This is a genomic window from Aeromonas media, assembly GCF_020423125.1.
GTDB lineage: Bacteria > Pseudomonadota > Gammaproteobacteria > Enterobacterales > Aeromonadaceae > Aeromonas > Aeromonas media.
The window spans coordinates 1,486,502-1,501,932 of sequence record NZ_CP075564.1 but is presented as its reverse complement, the minus strand read 5'-3'; the positions used below and the strand labels follow the sequence as shown (position 1 = coordinate 1,501,932).

Genomic DNA, 15,431 nt, shown 5'->3' with positions numbered 1-15,431 from the left:
TTTCGGGTTATTTTTTCAGGTTTTTTTTCCCAACTATCAGCCACGGGTGCGCAAGACAGCCTGAGGGCTCCTCGACTCGCCTCGCATGAAGGCCTGTCAGGCTGACATGGCGCTCGATACTGGCATCCGCCCGGCTGATTTCTACCGTTTCAGGGGTCTTTATGGGGTATGAGTGGCTGGCGCTGGCCGCCGCCAGTTTATGGGCCGTCGCCGCCCTGATTTCCGTCAAACCGGCGCGCCATCTGGGGGCCTTTGCCTACAGCCGCTGGCGGATGTTTCTGGTCAGCCTGATGCTGGCCAGCGCCAGCCTGATCACGGGGGGCTGGCAGACTCTCACCGAGAGCGCCCTGCCACTGCTGGCGTTGTCGGGGCTCATCGGCATCTTCGTCGGTGACACCGCCCTGTTCGCCTGCATGAACCGACTGGGGCCCAGACGCAGTGGCTTGCTGTTCTCCTGCCATGCGCTCTTCTCCGCCCTGCTCGGGCTCTGGTTGTTCGGCGAACAACTCGGTGGCTGGCGTCTGGTGGGGGCCTTGCTGGTGCTGGCCGGGGTCATACTTGCCATCCTGTTCGGCCGCCGTGGTAACGCGCAGCAGCACAACGAGTGGGAGCAGGTGCGCGGCCACCTCGCCGTCGGCATCGCGCTCGGCCTGACCGCAGCCCTGTGTCAGAGCCTGGGGGCCATCATCGCCAAGCCGGTGATGATGGCTGGCGACGTGGACGCAGTGAGCGCCTCCGGCATCCGCATGGGGAGCGCCCTGCTGGCACACTGTGCCTTGCGGGTGCTGAGGGTGCCGCTGGCCATGCCCCACAACCCCATCAACCGTCAGGTGCTTGGCATGATAGGCATCAACGGCTTCCTGGCGATGGCGCTGGGGATGACGCTCATCCTGGTGGCCCTGCGTCAGGGAGACGTGGGCATGGTGGCCATCCTCTCCTCCACCACGCCGGTCATCCTGCTGCCCCTGTTGTGGTGGCACTCAGGGATGCGCCCTGCCCTGCCCGCTTGGGCCGGCGCCCTGCTGGCCACCCTGGGCACGGCACTGGTACTGGGAGCGGGGTAAGTCAGAGGTTGCTGTTGTGCTTCGCTCAGCGCCAACCTACGCCCAATTCTCAGGATCGTCCGAATAGGCTTCGCTATTCGAACCTACAAAATTCAATTGGTTATGTAGGTTCGATTAGCCGCGTCGCGGCGTAATCGGACGCGGTAACATCATTGCGAACGTTCGCCATCGGATGGCGTGATTAAAACTGGGCAACTTCCTCTGCAGTCAGCTCCCGGTATTCCCCCGGTGCCAGCTCGTCGTCCAGACAGAGCGCCCCGATCCGCTCCCGATGCAGCCCTATCACCTTGTTGCCGATGGCGGCAAACATCCGCTTCACCTGATGGTACTTGCCCTCGTGAATGGTCAGCCTGGCCTCGCACTCCCCCAGGATCTCCAGCTGGGCAGGGCGAGTCTTGTCGGTCTCGTTACGCAAGTAGACGCCATCTTCAAACAGCGAGATGGCCTCTTCGCTCACGGGGTCGGCCAGCCAGACGTGATAGGTCTTGGCACACTCGTGACGCGGCGAGGTGATGCGGTGGGACCACTTGCCGTCGTCGGTGATCAGCACCAGGCCTGTGGTGTCGAGATCGAGCCGGCCCACCACATGCAACTTGCCCATGGCGGGCTCATCAAGCAGATGGAAGACGGTGGCATGATCGGGGTCTTCGTTGGAGCAAACGTAGCCTTCCGGCTTGTGCAGCATGAAGTAGCGATTCTGTTGATTCAGGGTCAAGGTCACGCCATCAAACTCGATCAGGCTCTGCTCATTGATGTGGAACGCGGGCTGCTTGACCAGGATCCCGTCCACCATCACCTCCCCCTGACGGATCAGCTTGCCCGCCTGGGAACGGGTCAAATCGGAGCAATCGCAAAGAAATTTATCGAGCCGCATGCACAAAACCTCGGAATCCAACGTTATCAAGGGGCGTCATTATATAGGCCGGTCCCCACAACGCCAGCACTAAGGGAGAAGTTAGGCAGATGGCGCCTGACGCCATGATGTGCCGGTGATAGACTGCCGGCAGCGCGCCGACACCACGCATAATAATAATCCCAGGAAGCCCCATGAAGCCGACTCAGCCTCATCCCGTCATCCCCGTCAACCAGCTGCGACCTGGCATGTACGTCATTGCCATCGCCAGCCAGACCGGTGCCATGGAGATCGCCCAGACGGGGCTGGTGACCACCCGTCAGCAGGTGGATGTGCTGATCCGGCGCGGCGTGCTGACGGTGAAGGTGGATCTCGCCCGCAGTAAGCTGCCCGGGATAGCGCAGGTCATCTCCCCGAGCCCGGCCCACAGCGCCGGCTCGGTGCGTCCCGCAGGCAGTGGCGAAGGGCGCGAGCTCAAGATCCGCCGTCTCTATCAGGAGGCCCGCGAGCTGCAGGGCAAGTTCATTCGCCATCTCAAGGCCGGGGAGCCCATCGACATCACGCCGCTGGCCGCGGTCGCCGAGGAGATGGTGGACACCATGTTCACCCATGGCGACGCCATGCTCTGTCTGGCACGGATCCGGGCCAAGGATGCCTACCTGATGGAGCACTCAATGAACGTGGCCATACTGCTCGCCAACTTCGGTCGTTACCTCGGGCTTGATCGCAGCGTGCTCAAGGAGCTGACCCTGGGCGGCCTGCTCCACGACGTGGGCAAGATCATGACCCCGGACGAGGTGCTCAACAAACCGGGCAAGCTGACCGACGAGGAGTTTGGCGTGATGCGCCAGCACGTGGTGCACAGTTACGACATCCTCAGCAATACCGCCGGTATTACCCCCACCATGCTGGAGGTGGCCGCCAACCACCACGAGCGCCTCGATGGCACCGGCTATCCGCAGCGGCTCAAGGGCGACCAGCTCTCCCTCTACACCCGCATGAGCGGCATCGTCGATGTCTACGATGCGGTGACGGCCGACAGGGTCTACAAGCAGGGAATGCAGCCGACCCAGGCGTTTCGTATTCTGCTCAAAGGCATCAATCAGCACTTTGATGCCGAGCTGGTCACCAAGTTCATCAAGTGCATGGGGGTCTATCCGGTGGGCACCCTGGTGCAGCTCTCCAACCAGCGGCTGGCGGTCGTGATGCAGCGCAACGAGCAGCAGCCGCTCAAGCCGATGGTCAAGGTGATCTACCACGCCACCCAGCGCCACTACCTTGAGGTGCAGTGGCTGGATCTTGCCAGAAACGGGGGACAGGAGAGCATAGAGAGCACGGTCGATCCCAAGGAGTTTGGCATCAACCTGGCCAACTTCGTCTAGCGAGCCTGGGACTCCGGTGCCTGCTCGCGGCAATAGCGGAGGAGGAACTCCTCATCCAGCGGGGAGAGATCGAAGCGGACGCAGGCCTCTTCGATGGCCCGGATGTCGTGTTCATGGTGTTCGCTGAGCCAGCGTACGGCGCGGCGCAGATCCTCACCATGGGGCAGCAGGGTATGGTCGCTCATGGGACACCTCCAGTCAGCCATAGGTAGCCGCCCATCGTATCGGGCGCTCTCCTACTAGCTTAGTCTTCCCCCGGCGTGCCGCCCTCTTTGCTCGAACTACCCGGAGCGATCGCACGCCACCTCGCTTGCGGCTTGACGCCGACCACCCTGTCGAGGGTATGCTCGTTCCCTTCCGACGCCATCTCATGGCCCTGCTTCTCACACAAGGACGCTGTATGCAAGCCAAGGACAAGTGTCTGGCCGCCCTGGTCATTCTCTGCTGGGGACTCAACTTCGTGGCGATCAAATGGGGGCTGGAGGGCATACCGCCGCTGCTGCTGGGGGCGCTGCGCTTCGTCGGGGTGGTCTTCCCCGCCATCTTGCTGGTGCCCAGACCCGCCATGCCCTGGCGCTGGCTGCTGGCCTATGGCGGCGCCATCAGCCTGGGGCAGTTTGCCTTCCTGTTTTGCGCCATGAAGTTCGGCATGCCGGCGGGCATGGCCTCGCTGGTGCTGCAATCCCAGGTGGTGTTCACCCTGCTGTTCGCCATGATCTGGCTGGGGGAGCGCTGGCAACCCCACCACTGGGTGGCGCTGCCGCTAGCGGGGGCCGGTCTCTATCTCATCGCCACCCATGGCGAAGGCAACCTGACCCTGCTCGGCTTCGTGCTGACGCTGTGCGCCGCCGCCTGCTGGGGCCTGGGCAACGTCATCAATCGCCAGATTGGGCTGCGTTACCAGACCGCTCTGCCGAGCCTTATCGCCTGGGGCGGCCTGGTGCCCATCCTGCCCTTCTTCGCGCTCTCCTGGCTGTTCGAGGGGCCCGATGTCATTGCCACCAGCCTGCTCAACTTCAGCTGGCAGGGGTTCTTGTGCGTGCTCTATCTGTCGCTGATCGCCACCTGGCTTGGCTACGGTCTCTGGGGGCGGCTGCTGATGCGCTATCCGGTGGCCCAGGTGGCGCCACTCTCCCTGCTGGTGCCCTGCGTTGGCATGGTTGCGGCCGCTCTGCTGCTCGATGAGCACCCCACGGCCCTGCAGTGGCTGGGATCCGGCCTGGTGCTGCTCGGCTTCGTGGTCCATCTGCTGGGTGGAAAAATGAGGCTGTTCAAGGCACAAGCCGAGCATTGACCTCGATGGGGAAACTTCCCATGATGAAGCAGGCCCTCCCGGGCCTCACGGCTTGACCCCGGCAGGACGCCAACCATCAGGAGAGCAAGGACATGCTGCACAGTTCACCCTCGGTCATCCCCCCTTTGCCCCGTGTCATGCGGGTCGCGGCCATGATGCTCCCCCTCTGCTGGAGCGCCTTCGGCTGGAGCGCCACCCTGCCGGCAGATCTCAAGTGGGAGAGCAATGACACCGACCCCGTCTATGCCGACCCGCAAGCCAAACGGGGCGGCACCTTCCGTGACTTCATGTCGAGCTTCCCGCTCACCTTGCGCAAGTACGGGCCCGACTCCAACGGCGGCTTCGCCGGTTACGTCCGCGAAACCAACCTGCCCCTGCTCGCCACCCATCCGGTGACCGGCAATCCCATTCCCATGCTGGCCAGCGCATGGGCCTTCGGCGCCGACCACAAGACCCTCTATTTTCGCCTCAACCCCAAGGCGCGCTGGTCGGACGGCCAGCCCGTCACCGCCGATGACTGGCTCTTTACCCTCAAGATGATGCGCAGCAAGGAGATAAGCGACCCCTGGTACAACAACTACTACAGCACCCAGATAAGCGAGGTGACCAAGTTCGACGATCACACCCTCGCCATCACCAGCGGCACCGAGAAGAGCCGGGAGGATTTGCTGGAATCCCTGCCGTTCAGCCCGGAGCCGAGCCATGCCATCAGGCTCACGGCCAACTGGGTCAAGGAGTACAACTGGAAGGTGCTGCCGGTCACAGGCGCCTACCAGATTGGCGAGCTGAAGAAGGGCAAGTCGGTCACCTTCAACCGGGTCAAGGATTGGTGGGGTGACGGGGAGCGCTACTTCCAGCACCGCTTCAACCCGGACCGGATAGAGATCAAGGTGCTCAGGGATCAGAACATCGCCTGGCAGCACTTCCTGCGCGGCGATCTCGACACCTTCCCGCTGGTCATGCCCAACTGGTGGCATGACAAGAGCAAGACAGGGGAATTCGAGAAGGGCTATATCGAACGGCTCTGGTTCTACAACCAGACGCCGCAGTCCCCCATGGGGCTTTACCTCAACACCGCCGACCCGCTGCTCAAGGATCTCAATGTGCGGCTCGGCATCCAGTACGCCCTCGCCCTCGACAAGATGATCGCCACCCTACTGCGGGGGGACTACCAACGCCTCAACAGCTACGGCTCGGGCCAGGGAGCCTTCACCAACACCGACATCAAGGCACGCCCCTTCGATCCCAGGCTCGCGCGGGACTACTTCGCCAAGGCGGGCTTCACCAAGACGGGGCCGGATGGCGTCTTGCAAAACGACAAGGGCCAGCCCCTCTCCCTCAGCATCACCTACACCACGGCCGAGCATGCCCAGCGCCTGACCCTACTGCGGGAAGAAGCGAAGAAGGCGGGCCTCAATCTGGAGCTGAACCTGATGGATGCCTCCGCCGGCTTCAAATCCATGCTGGAGAAGAAGCATCAGAGCGCCTGGATGGCCTGGAGCAGTGGCCGCTATCCCGCCTACTGGGAGCACTTCCACAAGGTCAACGCCAACAAGCCCCAGACCAACAACATCATGAACCTCGATGACGACGCCATCTCGGCCTTGGTGGAGCAATACGACAAGGCCTTCGACTTCGGCAAGAAGGCCGAGCTCTCACGGCAGATCCAGCAGCGGCTCTATGAGCTGGCCAGCTTCGTCCCCGCCTATCAGGTCCCCTATACCCGGGCAGGTGCCTGGCGCTGGATAAAACTGCCCAAGACGCCGGCAACGCCCCAGAGCGATCTGCTCTACTGGCCCCTGGATGGCGCCAACTCGGGCTACAGCTTCGGCGGCCTACTCTGGATTGACGAGCAGCTAAAAGCGGAGACGAAAGCCGCCATCAAACAGGGCAAGACCTTCCCTCCCGTCACTGTGATCGACACCCGCTACCAACAACCCTGAGCCGGCTCCGCGCTCTGGCTCGGCGCAAACAAAAGACCCCGCACTGTGGCGGGGCCTTTTTTGTAGCGGCAGTGCCTGGGGGACTTAGCCGCGCTTGGCTTGCTTTTGCGCGATGGCGTCGGCCACGTCGGCCGGATCCAGCACTATGCCTTCCTGCTCCGGGGTCGGGAACACGGCCACGCAGAGTTCGTCCTGCTCCATGCCATCAACCCAGCGATCCAGCCACACCTTGAGGGTGATGGACTGCGGCTTGCAGTCTGCCCACTCGCCTTCGGCCCACGCCTTGGCGTATTCCGGATGCGGCCAGACCGGGATGCAGTCTTCGTCTTCGGTGGTCAGCATCATGACGCCGTGCTCGTCGGTCAGAACAAACAGCTCTTCGTGCTCGACCAGCTTGCTGATGAAGTGATCAAAGCGGTAGTCGGCGTTCAGTTGCAGCGCGGCATTGCGCTCGGTGTCGCTAAGTTCATAGCTCATTGGTCAAGTCTCTCATTCAATAAAGGGCGACATGTTCACATCTTGCTGGCGCCTTGTCCAGCAAGAGTGCTCAGTCGCTCCTGTTTCGGCTATCTCAGCCCAGCGCCGGGGTCACCAGGGTGATCTCCGCCGTCTCGCAGAAACGCTGGCGCAACCAGTAGGCGGACTCCACCTCGACGAAACAGAGCTGGGCCCGCCCGGCCTGCACGCCTTGCATGATCTGCTCAAAGCGTGCCTGTTGCTGCTGTTCCCAGGCGGCCGCCAGCCTGGTGCCATGGGCTTCATCCACCACCTCGCGGCGCAGCTCGAACAGGTTATCGGTGATCGGGCTGTTGATCTTGCCGGGGCTGTGCCAGTACATCTGCAGGTTGTCCAGCATCTCTTCGTCGTAACTTGCCAGTGCATCCAGCTCGGGAGTCTCACCCTCGCCGCCGGTCCCAAAATCGCACCACCCCGCTGCCAGAGGCGCCAGAGTCTGTGCCCCGCCCACCTTGGCATGCTGGCGCAGGGCGGCGACATCCGCCCCCTTGATGGAAGGCAGCCAGAGATCCCCCTGATGCTCATCGAGCAGGGGGAGCAACAAGGAGGGAGCATAAACAGGAAAGCGGGGACCTAGGGTGTGCAGCAGAGATACCAGAGTGACAGTGATCATGAGACGCGCCTTGAGCTGGAAGACCTGGGTTCATACCTGGCCAGGGGGACAAAAGAGGGACCATTCTACCATGTTTAACGGCACGCGGACTCTGCTCGTCCAGCCAGCCGGGGCGTGATGCATCCGACCAAAAAAGCAGCGTTCGGGCACAGCCGGCCCAGACAAAGCCCAATACTTTGAGCCAGCGCCCACTAAAGTCAAACCGGGAATGCTAGTTTGCATACATCTTTAGCGTAAGGAGTGCATCCATGAGTGGGATCGACCAGGTTTCTGACGATTTTGTGAATGAGCTGAAAATACTGGCATGCTTTGATCCGGCGAACATGAGTCTGGGGATCAAGTTACGCAGCGACATGTCTGAAGAGCTGTGCCTGGCGGCGCAGCGCCTGCACAGCCAAGGCATGATCAGTGCCGTCGATGGCGGCTATCTGACCCCCTTCGGCATGACCATGCTGGAGCATCTTCAACACCTGCTGGTGGCACTCAAGCCGAATTGAGTTCCTGCGGCGCCCAGAGCGAGAAGTTGAGCAATTCCCAGCGCTTTCCCTGCCGCAGCAGACAAGCAAACAACAAAGGACCTTCGGGTCCTTTTACCTTGCCATCGATCAGCCACTCCCCCGCCCGCTTTGGGACAGGCTGTGCCTTGATCTCCTCGGGCTGCTCTGCCTTGCCCAAACGGACCTGCACGAATTGCTGGCACACGGTTACAGCCTCGCTTGCCGCGGGATCCTGCTCGGGAGTATTGGCAAGCACCACGGTCAACAAAAGTGATGGGAGCATGATGATGGTCATTGGCAAAGGTGATTTATGAATATGCCATAAAACAAAAAGCCGTGGCACCAGAGGTACCACGGCTTTCTTAAATTCTGTAAGAATTACAGAGCAGTTACGTTCTCAGCCTGCGGGCCTTTCTGACCTTGGGTCACAGAGAACTGTACGCGCTGACCTTCAGCCAGGGTACGGAAGCCGTTACCGCTGATAGCGCTGAAGTGAACGAAAACGTCCGGGCCGTTTTCTTGCTGGATGAAGCCAAAACCTTTGGTTTCGTTGAAAAACTTAACGGTACCGGTGATCATGTTAGACATATCTTTAACCTGTATTCAAAATAATTACTTATGCTTTTCAGCGGGTAAAGCTCAAAAACGGGATTAACTTATGAACAACAGGAAAAGATGCAAAACATCATATTCATTGACATAACTAACGCCCTTTCAAGCTGGTTTAGATTATACGTGCCTTTGTCGATTACGCAACCAAATTTGCACCCCGCCAGGAGCAGGGTGCAATCGCTTACGCCTCCGCCGCTTCCAGTGCCTGAACCAGGGCTTTGAGGAAGCGCGCAGCCTCCCCGCCGGTACAGGCTCTGTGGTCAAATGTCATCGACAAGGGCAGTGCCCGGACCGGCCGCGCTTCCCCATGGATGAAGACCACCTTCTCGAACAGCTTGCCCGCCCCTATGATGGCCACCTGGGGTGGCGTGACGATAGGGCTGGCATAACGGCCTGCGATGGCACCGAAGTTGGTCAGGGTGATGGTCGCCCCCTGCAACATCTCCCGCGGCACGGCGCGCGCCTTCACATCGGCGATCATCCTATCCAGTCCGTGCCGAATGTCCGCCCTCTCCCGCTCGGCCACGTTCTCCATGACCGGCACATAGAGCCCGTGTTTGGAGTCGACGGCGATGGCCACATTGACTTCCCTGAACAATCGCCTCGACAGAGTATCCCCGTCAAACCAGGCATTCATGGAGGGTTCGGCACGGCAGGCAACCCCGATGGCCTTGATGAGGCGCACAGTTACGTCCTCGTCTACCCGCCAGTGGCGCAAGTCCACCTCGTCGGTAATGCTGACTGGCACCACCGTCTGATGAGAGTGCTCCATCGCCTTTGCCATGGCTCGGCGCGACCCCTTGAGAAATTCGTTGCCGCTGCTTTGCAGCGCTTCGAAGGCGCTCTGCACGTCTTGCTCGGTCACCATGCCAGCACTGCCGGTACCCTTGAGCCTGTCGATGTCCAACCCCAGCTTTTGCGCCAGCAGACGCACCGCCGGCATGGCCTGCACCAGGGTGCCACCGGGCGCCATGGCCCCCACCACGAAGTGATCCTCGATGTGGTGCTGATGGGCGCTGACCTTGCCCACCACGGTGCCGTCATCTTCGCCGCCTTCGAACTCAACCAGGGGGGCACCGATGTGAAGAATATCCCCCTCGGCACCACACAGCCTGGCGATCACCCCCGCCACCGGCGAGGGCACATCCACCAGCGCCTTGGCAGTTTCCACCGACAGCAGCACCTGATCGACACTCACGGTGTCGCCGGCACTGACCTTCCATTCAACGATCTCGGCCTCGGCCAATCCTTCACCCAGATCCGGTAATTTGAAAAATTTCATGACCAGTTCTCCATCCGCGGGAACATCACCAAAGATTGACCGACTTCATGGCTCTTCCTTGCTCGGGCGCCTGGGCGCCAACAGTTGAGAGACGTCATAGCCACTTGTTCTCCATCAGTTGGTGAGCCGCATCCGCGATATCCTGCTCGGTGATGAGGTAATACTCCTCGTTGCGGTAGTAGGGGACGGCGGCATCCACCCCGGTGAGGCGCTTTGGCGGCGCCTTGAGGGAGGTCAACGCCTCCTCGGTGACCCGTGCCACAATTTCGGCACCGACCCCGAAGCTGCCGCACGCCTCGTGCACCACCAGCAGACGCCCGGTTTTGCGCACCGAGGCCAGGATGCTCTCCATGTCCAGCGGCTTGATGGTGGCAAGATCCAGCACCTCGCATTGGATATCCTGTTCCGCCAGCAGGGCGGCGGCTCGCATCACCTCCTGGATGCAGGCCCCCCACGCGACCACGGTGAGATCCCGTCCGGGTCGCAGGGTGAAACACACATCCAGCGGCAGGCCAACGCCGTCATCCACCACGTCCGACTTCATGGAGCGATAGATGCGATCCGGTTCGAAGAACATCACGGGATCCGGATCGCGAATGGCCGAGAGCAGCAGGCCATATGCCCGCCTCGGGCTGGAGGGGATGACCACCCGCAGGCCCGGAATATGGGCAAACAGCGCCTCCACACTCTCGCTGTGGTGCTCGGGCGAATGAATCCCAGCACCGTAGGGGGAGCGGTAGACGATGGGGCAGGAGAGCCGGCCGCGGGTGCGGTTTCGCATTCGTGCCGCCTGGCAGATGATCTGCTCCATGCCGGGGAAGATGAAGCCCTGGAACTGGAATTCGGCAACGGGTTTGAGCCCTTGGGTCGCCATGCCGACCGCCACCCCGGCGATCAGTCCCTCCGCCAGCGGCGTGTCGATCACCCGCTTGAAGCCGAACTTGTCGCGCAGGCCCACGGTGGCGCGAAACACCCCGCCGTTGACTCCCACATCTTCACCCAACACCACCACATCGGGGTCGTGTTCCATCTCATGGTGCAATGCCAGATTGACCGCTTCGAGCAGTGTCATGTCACTCATGGTGTGTCTCCCCGCCGCGCTGCTGCATGCCCTTGGCGATGATGCGCTGACGCTGGGCACGATACTCCCTCGGCAGCTCGGCAAACTGATAATCGAGCAGGGTTTCCGGCGCCTGCGCCGTTGTGCCTTCATAAACGGCCACTGCGCGTTCAACCTCGCGGGCCGCCTCGGCCAGCAATGCCTGCTCCTGCTGCTCGTCCCACCAGCCCTGCTCAAACATGAACTGGCGCAGCCGCTTGACCGGTTCCTTGGCCCAGGCAGCTTCCACTTCGGCCGCTTCCCGATAGCGGGTCGCATCATCGGCCGTGGTGTGATCCCCCAACCGATAGCTCACCGCCTCGATCAGGGTTGGCCCCTTGCCGCTGCGGGCCCGCTCGATGGCGGCGCGGGTCGCCTCATAGACGGCCACCACGTCGTTGCCATCGACCTGCAGGCTGCGCACTCCGGCCCCTATGCCTTTCTGGGCCAGGGTAGGCGCGCTCGACTGCAGCTTGCGTGGCACCGAGATGGCCCACTGGTTGTTGTTGATGATCATCACCATGGGCAGGTGCCAGACACCGGCGCAGTTGAGCCCTTCGAGAAAATCCCCCTTGGAGGTGCCGCCATCGCCTATGGTCACCACAGCGACCCTGGGCTGGTTGCGCAGCTTGAAGGCGGCCGCTATGCCGGCGGCATGAGTGATCTGGGTGGCGATGGGAACGCAGATGGGCAAGTCTTCCGACAACTCGCCATCGGCCTTGTAGAAGACACTGCCCCTTTCATCTCCACCCCAATATTGCAGGTTCTGCTCCATGGGCACGCCCCGCACATAGAGGGTGGGCATGTCCCGGTAGTAGGGCACATAGACATCCTCCGGCCGCATGGCGAGACCGACCCCAATCCCCACCGCCTCTGCCCCCAGATGGGAGGGAAAGGTGCCGAGTTTGCCGGTTCGCTGCAGTGCTATCGCTTTCTTGTCGTAACTGCGCACCATCACCATGTTGCGGTAGAAGGTGTGCAGCATCGCCTTGTCCAGCCAGGTCGGTAGTGTCGCGACCGGGCGCCCCTCCTCATCGAGGTAACGAAGGAAGGGGATGTCGACATGGGTCATAACTGGCTCCTTGCCGTTGTCAGCGTCACCACCATGAGGTGACCCTTAGAATGTAAATAATATGTTAAGCAAAGGGCAACGAGATTCAGTCAGGTAAGACCAGTAGAAACTTCTTTAATTTCAGAAAGAAGATGAGATTTTCGGCGAGCAGAAACGAAGAAGGGAGCCCTTTCGGGCTCCCTGTCGGAGCGGGTTCGGGATCACACCCGTATTTGGCGTGCCGCCAAGGGCGCAGGGTTGGTGTGAAAAAATGGGCTCAGATCACTCCCACAAACGGGTCGGCACCACCAGCAGCATGGTACGTTGGCCGATGGCCACGTTGGCGTTGGGGAAGACCACCGCTTCCCGCGGTTTCTCTACCCTGTATTGCCGATCTCCGTCTTCCGCCAGCACAAACCCCTGGGGAAATTCGGTGAAATTGTCCACGTCACTGGCAAACAGGAAACGAAACTCGGCCGTTTGCTTGTTGATCACCCTATCGATGGCAAAAATCGTGAAGTCATCCGCCCGCCAGGGTTCTAGCATCACCTCATCCCGGGTCACCAGCTCCTGCAACGCCTGACGTACTTCGATGAAGCGGGTCATGTCGTTCTCGCCAAAGGGGCGCACCTTGCCGAGCTCCACCGTGAAGGCATGGGCGCCATGCTGGTGCGAGCTGTAATAGCTGAAGGTGGTGGTCGGGCCGCTCGAGAGCAAAATGGTGCGCACCCCGCAAGCCCCGAGGAACTGCACCTGCTCCTTGCAGTGCGGCCGCTCGTGAGGGAAGGGATAGACAGCAAACTTCTCGTGGCGGGAGCCGCGAATGGCGGTGTGCAGATCGTAGTGATAACGGGGCCTGGCGGGGTCGGCAAAGAAGCGGCTCACATACTGCTCCAGACGCATGGCGCGAATTCGCTCCCTGTTGCACAGCCCCTCCCCCTTGCTGTGAGCGCCCGAGAAGAGCCGATTCATGTTCTCTTCCACCTCTCGCACCCCCTGGTTCATGGCGGCGGGGTTGCCAAAGAGGAACAGCACCCGGTGGCAGGCCTGGATCTCCCCGCTGAGCAGCCGGGTCAGCAACTGGTTGCAGATCTCGATGGGGGCGGTTTCGTTACCATGAATGCCGCAGGAGAGCACTATGTCCTTGCGCCCGCCAGGCGACGTCCCTGTGGGCTCCAGGCAGAGTACGCCGGTGTCCCACACACTCACCCGGGTGCCATTGGCCAGATCGAAGGCAAAAGGATCGAGTTGCCACTCGTGGCGGCGGGTCAGAGCCAAAAAGTCATGCTGGGGAATCATCCATCTCACCCTCTTGTCTGGAATGCTATGGCCGGATTATACGCAAGGCAGCCGGGCTTAAAATCAGTTTTTAAACAAATTCAAACAGTAAGGATACAAAGTTGGCGAGGGATGATGACAAATCATGCCGCAGGGGGTAAACAGAAGGAAAAACAGACAAGGGGGAAAACAGGAAGCGGCAACAGGGAAAAATCAGGCCCGTCTGGGGGCGAAGAGCATCAGGCAGAGCAGTTCAGATCAGATCAGATCAGCAAGAAAACGAGGCATCCATGCCCGGCTGATCAACCACGCCAGAACGGCTTGGTGGTCTCTTGATAGCGGTCGGCTTCGTTCAGACCGATGTCCTTGAGCAGGTAGGCGGGCAGCTCGGAGAGCTGGCGACGACTGCGGCTGCGTTCCAGCCAGGTCAGGACGGTCATCTTGACGCGAGCAACCAGATTCGATTCGCTGGAATGCTGGTAACCGGCTTCGGTATAAGTCATGTTGGCCATGATATGGCTCCTCTCTCTAGTTCTGCGCAAGGCTCGGATTTGATGCGCAAAGCTTAGTCAGGACGAGGAGGTGCCTCAATTGACGAATTTTGATACATGGGATTAGTAAAAGTAATGGCTAATCTCGCCATGGGGTGAAACACAAAGCGTTGATTTATATGTAAAATATTAACCAGACATTCCCTCCCTCTACCCAACAGCATTTTCTCCTGCATCATCTGTTTCTAAGTATGCAGTTTCCCACGTTAGCTATGCAGAGCCCGAGTGCCAGGCAGGGCGTGGCTACCTCGGCCCAGGCGCCAATTGTTAATCATTGGATCACTTAAAGATCGTTATTTAACAGGATGATACAGACAGGCAACCCTCGGAAGGCGACCAGGGCTGCCGCCTCCGGACGGCGCTTGAAAGGCGGCACTTGGCGCCTTCCCGTCATACTGGTATGGTTATTTATACAGTACTTTAATCATGCCCCCTGATCGTCACTTTAGGGCGACGAATTGGGGGAACAGACAGGATATGCCGATGGACACCTTTACCCCCACCGCCGCCCTGCGTCAACAGATGGACGAACTGGAAGACGCCCTTGCCCGTCTCGCCAGACAACTCGGCCAGCTCGAGTTGCTGGAGGCCCATGTCTATCCCCTGCCCGCCGTGCCGCAAGGGGAAGAGCACGATCCCATCGAGGCCATCGAAGTGGGCTATCTCTCGGGGGAGGAGGCGCTGGCCGCCACCCTGACCGCCTATCAGGATCACAGCGCCCGCCCCGGCTGCTCCACCAAGGCGACTCACCGGCTGCCTGGCTGGTTGCGCTTCCCCGCCGCCTGTGCCTCCCTGTTGCAGCCGCTGCTCGACGAGATCAACGGCCACAAGCTCGCCTTCAAGGCCCTGGTACAGGCCGCCGGCGGGCGGGACGAGAAGTTCGAACTGGTGCACAGCGCTCTACCCGGGGTCATCACCCTGCAGGTCTATCGCAAGCTCACCCTGCTCACCGGAGAGCTGCATTCCCTCGGCTTCACCTGGGCCGACAAGCAGAGCATCAGCCGCATCAGCCGCGAGCAGGTGCTGGAAATGCTGGAGCGCAGCCGCCGCTATGTGCCGGCACTCTCCAGCAACGAGGAGTGGAGCAAGATGGTGGATCAGGAGGTGTATGACATCCGCCGCCTACCGGCGGATGTGCAGCTGCGGATCCGCCGGCCGGTCAAGACCCATCCCATGATCAACCTGCTCTGGCAGGACAGGGAGCCGCGCAAGCAGCAGCTCAAGGCGAGCCTGCCCCTGCTGCTTTGCTCGGATACCCAACCCGCCGTCACCCATCTGGGCCACTATCCGCCCAAACTGCGCCAGGCGCGGCGGGATCGCAAGATTGGCGGCGAAGCCATCATAGAGCGGCTGCACCTCTACCGTTATCAGGGCTAGCGCCTCCTGGCCAGAGCCG

Annotated in this window: 17 protein-coding genes; 6 read left to right on the top strand and 11 right to left on the bottom strand. The window is 61.0% G+C overall.

The genetic code is table 11. The features are described 5' to 3' along the window. Nucleotides 1-161 precede the first annotated feature (161 nt). Complete coding sequence (locus tag KI797_RS07060) at nt 162-1,064, top strand: DMT family transporter (protein ID WP_226172240.1); 903 nt, start codon at nt 162-164, stop codon at nt 1,062-1,064. 181 nt (nt 1,065-1,245) lie between these two features. Here KI797_RS07060 and rsuA read toward each other — a convergent pair whose 3' ends face one another. After that, nucleotides 1,246-1,938 carry a 16S rRNA pseudouridine(516) synthase RsuA gene (rsuA, locus tag KI797_RS07055; RefSeq protein ID WP_226172238.1) on the bottom strand — a complete coding sequence of 231 codons (693 nt, stop codon included), beginning with the start codon at nt 1,936-1,938 and terminating at the stop codon, nt 1,246-1,248. 173 nt (nt 1,939-2,111) lie between these two features. On the opposite strand from rsuA, the gene KI797_RS07050 reads away from it, so the two are divergent. After that, nucleotides 2,112-3,299 carry an HD-GYP domain-containing protein gene (locus KI797_RS07050; RefSeq protein ID WP_182788410.1) on the top strand — a complete coding sequence of 396 codons (1,188 nt, stop codon included), beginning with the start codon at nt 2,112-2,114 and terminating at the stop codon, nt 3,297-3,299. Here the strand turns inward: KI797_RS07050 and KI797_RS07045 are convergent. Continuing rightward, nucleotides 3,296-3,484, bottom strand: coding sequence for a hypothetical protein (locus KI797_RS07045; RefSeq protein WP_005331455.1), 189 nt, complete (start codon nt 3,482-3,484; stop codon nt 3,296-3,298). The genes KI797_RS07050 and KI797_RS07045 overlap by 4 nt on opposite strands. Nucleotides 3,485-3,699: 215 nt before the next feature. On the opposite strand from KI797_RS07045, the gene KI797_RS07040 reads away from it, so the two are divergent. Both KI797_RS07040 and KI797_RS07035 read left to right on the top strand, forming a co-directional pair. Next, on the top strand, nt 3,700-4,593 hold the full coding sequence (locus KI797_RS07040) for an EamA family transporter (protein WP_226172236.1): 894 nt from the start codon (nt 3,700-3,702) through the stop codon (nt 4,591-4,593). Between the two features lie 137 nt (nt 4,594-4,730). After that, nucleotides 4,731-6,536, top strand: coding sequence for an extracellular solute-binding protein (locus KI797_RS07035; protein WP_396336631.1), 1,806 nt, complete (start codon nt 4,731-4,733; stop codon nt 6,534-6,536). An 84-nt stretch (nt 6,537-6,620) separates the two neighbouring features. Here KI797_RS07035 and KI797_RS07030 read toward each other — a convergent pair whose 3' ends face one another. Both KI797_RS07030 and KI797_RS07025 read right to left on the bottom strand, forming a co-directional pair. Beyond that, nucleotides 6,621-7,013 (bottom strand): DUF2750 domain-containing protein, encoded by a 393-nt coding sequence (locus KI797_RS07030; protein WP_005331447.1) that lies wholly within the window; start codon nt 7,011-7,013, stop codon nt 6,621-6,623. 94 nt (nt 7,014-7,107) lie between these two features. Continuing rightward, entirely contained in the window at nt 7,108-7,665 is a 558-nt protein-coding gene (locus KI797_RS07025) for a hypothetical protein (RefSeq protein ID WP_226172231.1), read from the bottom strand. Between the two features lie 248 nt (nt 7,666-7,913). On the opposite strand from KI797_RS07025, the gene KI797_RS07020 reads away from it, so the two are divergent. Next, nucleotides 7,914-8,162, top strand: a complete 249-nt coding sequence (locus tag KI797_RS07020; protein ID WP_139434838.1) for a TIGR02647 family protein — start codon at nt 7,914-7,916, stop codon at nt 8,160-8,162. Here KI797_RS07020 and KI797_RS07015 read toward each other — a convergent pair. The 7 genes from KI797_RS07015 to KI797_RS06985 all read right to left on the bottom strand — a co-directional run bounded on the left by KI797_RS07015 (nt 8,149) and on the right by KI797_RS06985 (nt 13,996). Beyond that, nucleotides 8,149-8,445, bottom strand: a complete 297-nt coding sequence (locus KI797_RS07015) for a hypothetical protein (RefSeq protein ID WP_226173037.1) — start codon at nt 8,443-8,445, stop codon at nt 8,149-8,151. The genes KI797_RS07020 and KI797_RS07015 overlap by 14 nt on opposite strands. A 95-nt stretch (nt 8,446-8,540) precedes the next feature. Continuing rightward, nucleotides 8,541-8,750: a cold-shock protein gene (locus KI797_RS07010; RefSeq protein ID WP_005331438.1), complete on the bottom strand. Its 210-nt coding sequence runs from the start codon at nt 8,748-8,750 to the stop codon at nt 8,541-8,543. Between the two features lie 205 nt (nt 8,751-8,955). Further along, nucleotides 8,956-10,056: a dihydrolipoamide acetyltransferase family protein gene (locus KI797_RS07005; protein WP_226172228.1), complete on the bottom strand. Its 1,101-nt coding sequence runs from the start codon at nt 10,054-10,056 to the stop codon at nt 8,956-8,958. A gap of 94 nt (nt 10,057-10,150) precedes the next feature. After that, nucleotides 10,151-11,137, bottom strand: a complete 987-nt coding sequence (locus KI797_RS07000) for an alpha-ketoacid dehydrogenase subunit beta (protein ID WP_218409232.1) — start codon at nt 11,135-11,137, stop codon at nt 10,151-10,153. Then, nucleotides 11,130-12,227 carry a pyruvate dehydrogenase (acetyl-transferring) E1 component subunit alpha gene (pdhA, locus tag KI797_RS06995; protein ID WP_171273545.1) on the bottom strand — a complete coding sequence of 366 codons (1,098 nt, stop codon included), beginning with the start codon at nt 12,225-12,227 and terminating at the stop codon, nt 11,130-11,132. Before pdhA ends, KI797_RS07000 begins: the two co-directional genes overlap by 8 nt. A 261-nt stretch (nt 12,228-12,488) precedes the next feature. Beyond that, nucleotides 12,489-13,505 carry a succinylglutamate desuccinylase gene (astE, locus tag KI797_RS06990; RefSeq protein WP_103244600.1) on the bottom strand — a complete coding sequence of 339 codons (1,017 nt, stop codon included), beginning with the start codon at nt 13,503-13,505 and terminating at the stop codon, nt 12,489-12,491. Between the two features lie 281 nt (nt 13,506-13,786). Further along, complete coding sequence (locus KI797_RS06985; RefSeq protein ID WP_010675316.1) at nt 13,787-13,996, bottom strand: DUF1127 domain-containing protein; 210 nt, start codon at nt 13,994-13,996, stop codon at nt 13,787-13,789. Between the two features lie 522 nt (nt 13,997-14,518). Here KI797_RS06985 and KI797_RS06980 point away from each other — a divergent pair. Continuing rightward, nucleotides 14,519-15,412, top strand: a complete 894-nt coding sequence (locus tag KI797_RS06980) for a DNA replication terminus site-binding protein (RefSeq protein WP_226172225.1) — start codon at nt 14,519-14,521, stop codon at nt 15,410-15,412. Nucleotides 15,413-15,431: the final 19 nt, after the last annotated feature.

Excerpts from the sequence above, each read along its gene's own strand:
- KI797_RS07060 (WP_226172240.1), top strand. The coding sequence starts at position 162 with ATGGGGTATGAGTGGCTGGCGCTGGCCGCCGCCAGTTTATGGGCCGTC.
- rsuA (WP_226172238.1), bottom strand. The coding sequence starts at position 1,938 with ATGCGGCTCGATAAATTTCTTTGCGATTGCTCCGATTTGACCCGTTCC.
- KI797_RS07050 (WP_182788410.1), top strand. The coding sequence starts at position 2,112 with ATGAAGCCGACTCAGCCTCATCCCGTCATCCCCGTCAACCAGCTGCGA.
- KI797_RS07045 (WP_005331455.1), bottom strand. The coding sequence starts at position 3,484 with ATGAGCGACCATACCCTGCTGCCCCATGGTGAGGATCTGCGCCGCGCC.
- KI797_RS07040 (WP_226172236.1), top strand. The coding sequence starts at position 3,700 with ATGCAAGCCAAGGACAAGTGTCTGGCCGCCCTGGTCATTCTCTGCTGG.
- KI797_RS07035 (WP_396336631.1), top strand. The coding sequence starts at position 4,731 with ATGCGGGTCGCGGCCATGATGCTCCCCCTCTGCTGGAGCGCCTTCGGC.
- KI797_RS07030 (WP_005331447.1), bottom strand. The coding sequence starts at position 7,013 with ATGAGCTATGAACTTAGCGACACCGAGCGCAATGCCGCGCTGCAACTG.
- KI797_RS07025 (WP_226172231.1), bottom strand. The coding sequence starts at position 7,665 with ATGATCACTGTCACTCTGGTATCTCTGCTGCACACCCTAGGTCCCCGC.
- KI797_RS07020 (WP_139434838.1), top strand. The coding sequence starts at position 7,914 with ATGAGTGGGATCGACCAGGTTTCTGACGATTTTGTGAATGAGCTGAAA.
- KI797_RS07015 (WP_226173037.1), bottom strand. The coding sequence starts at position 8,445 with ATGCTCCCATCACTTTTGTTGACCGTGGTGCTTGCCAATACTCCCGAG.
- KI797_RS07010 (WP_005331438.1), bottom strand. The coding sequence starts at position 8,750 with ATGTCTAACATGATCACCGGTACCGTTAAGTTTTTCAACGAAACCAAA.
- KI797_RS07005 (WP_226172228.1), bottom strand. The coding sequence starts at position 10,056 with ATGAAATTTTTCAAATTACCGGATCTGGGTGAAGGATTGGCCGAGGCC.
- KI797_RS07000 (WP_218409232.1), bottom strand. The coding sequence starts at position 11,137 with ATGAGTGACATGACACTGCTCGAAGCGGTCAATCTGGCATTGCACCAT.
- pdhA (WP_171273545.1), bottom strand. The coding sequence starts at position 12,227 with ATGACCCATGTCGACATCCCCTTCCTTCGTTACCTCGATGAGGAGGGG.
- astE (WP_103244600.1), bottom strand. The coding sequence starts at position 13,505 with ATGATTCCCCAGCATGACTTTTTGGCTCTGACCCGCCGCCACGAGTGG.
- KI797_RS06985 (WP_010675316.1), bottom strand. The coding sequence starts at position 13,996 with ATGGCCAACATGACTTATACCGAAGCCGGTTACCAGCATTCCAGCGAA.
- KI797_RS06980 (WP_226172225.1), top strand. The coding sequence starts at position 14,519 with ATGGACACCTTTACCCCCACCGCCGCCCTGCGTCAACAGATGGACGAA.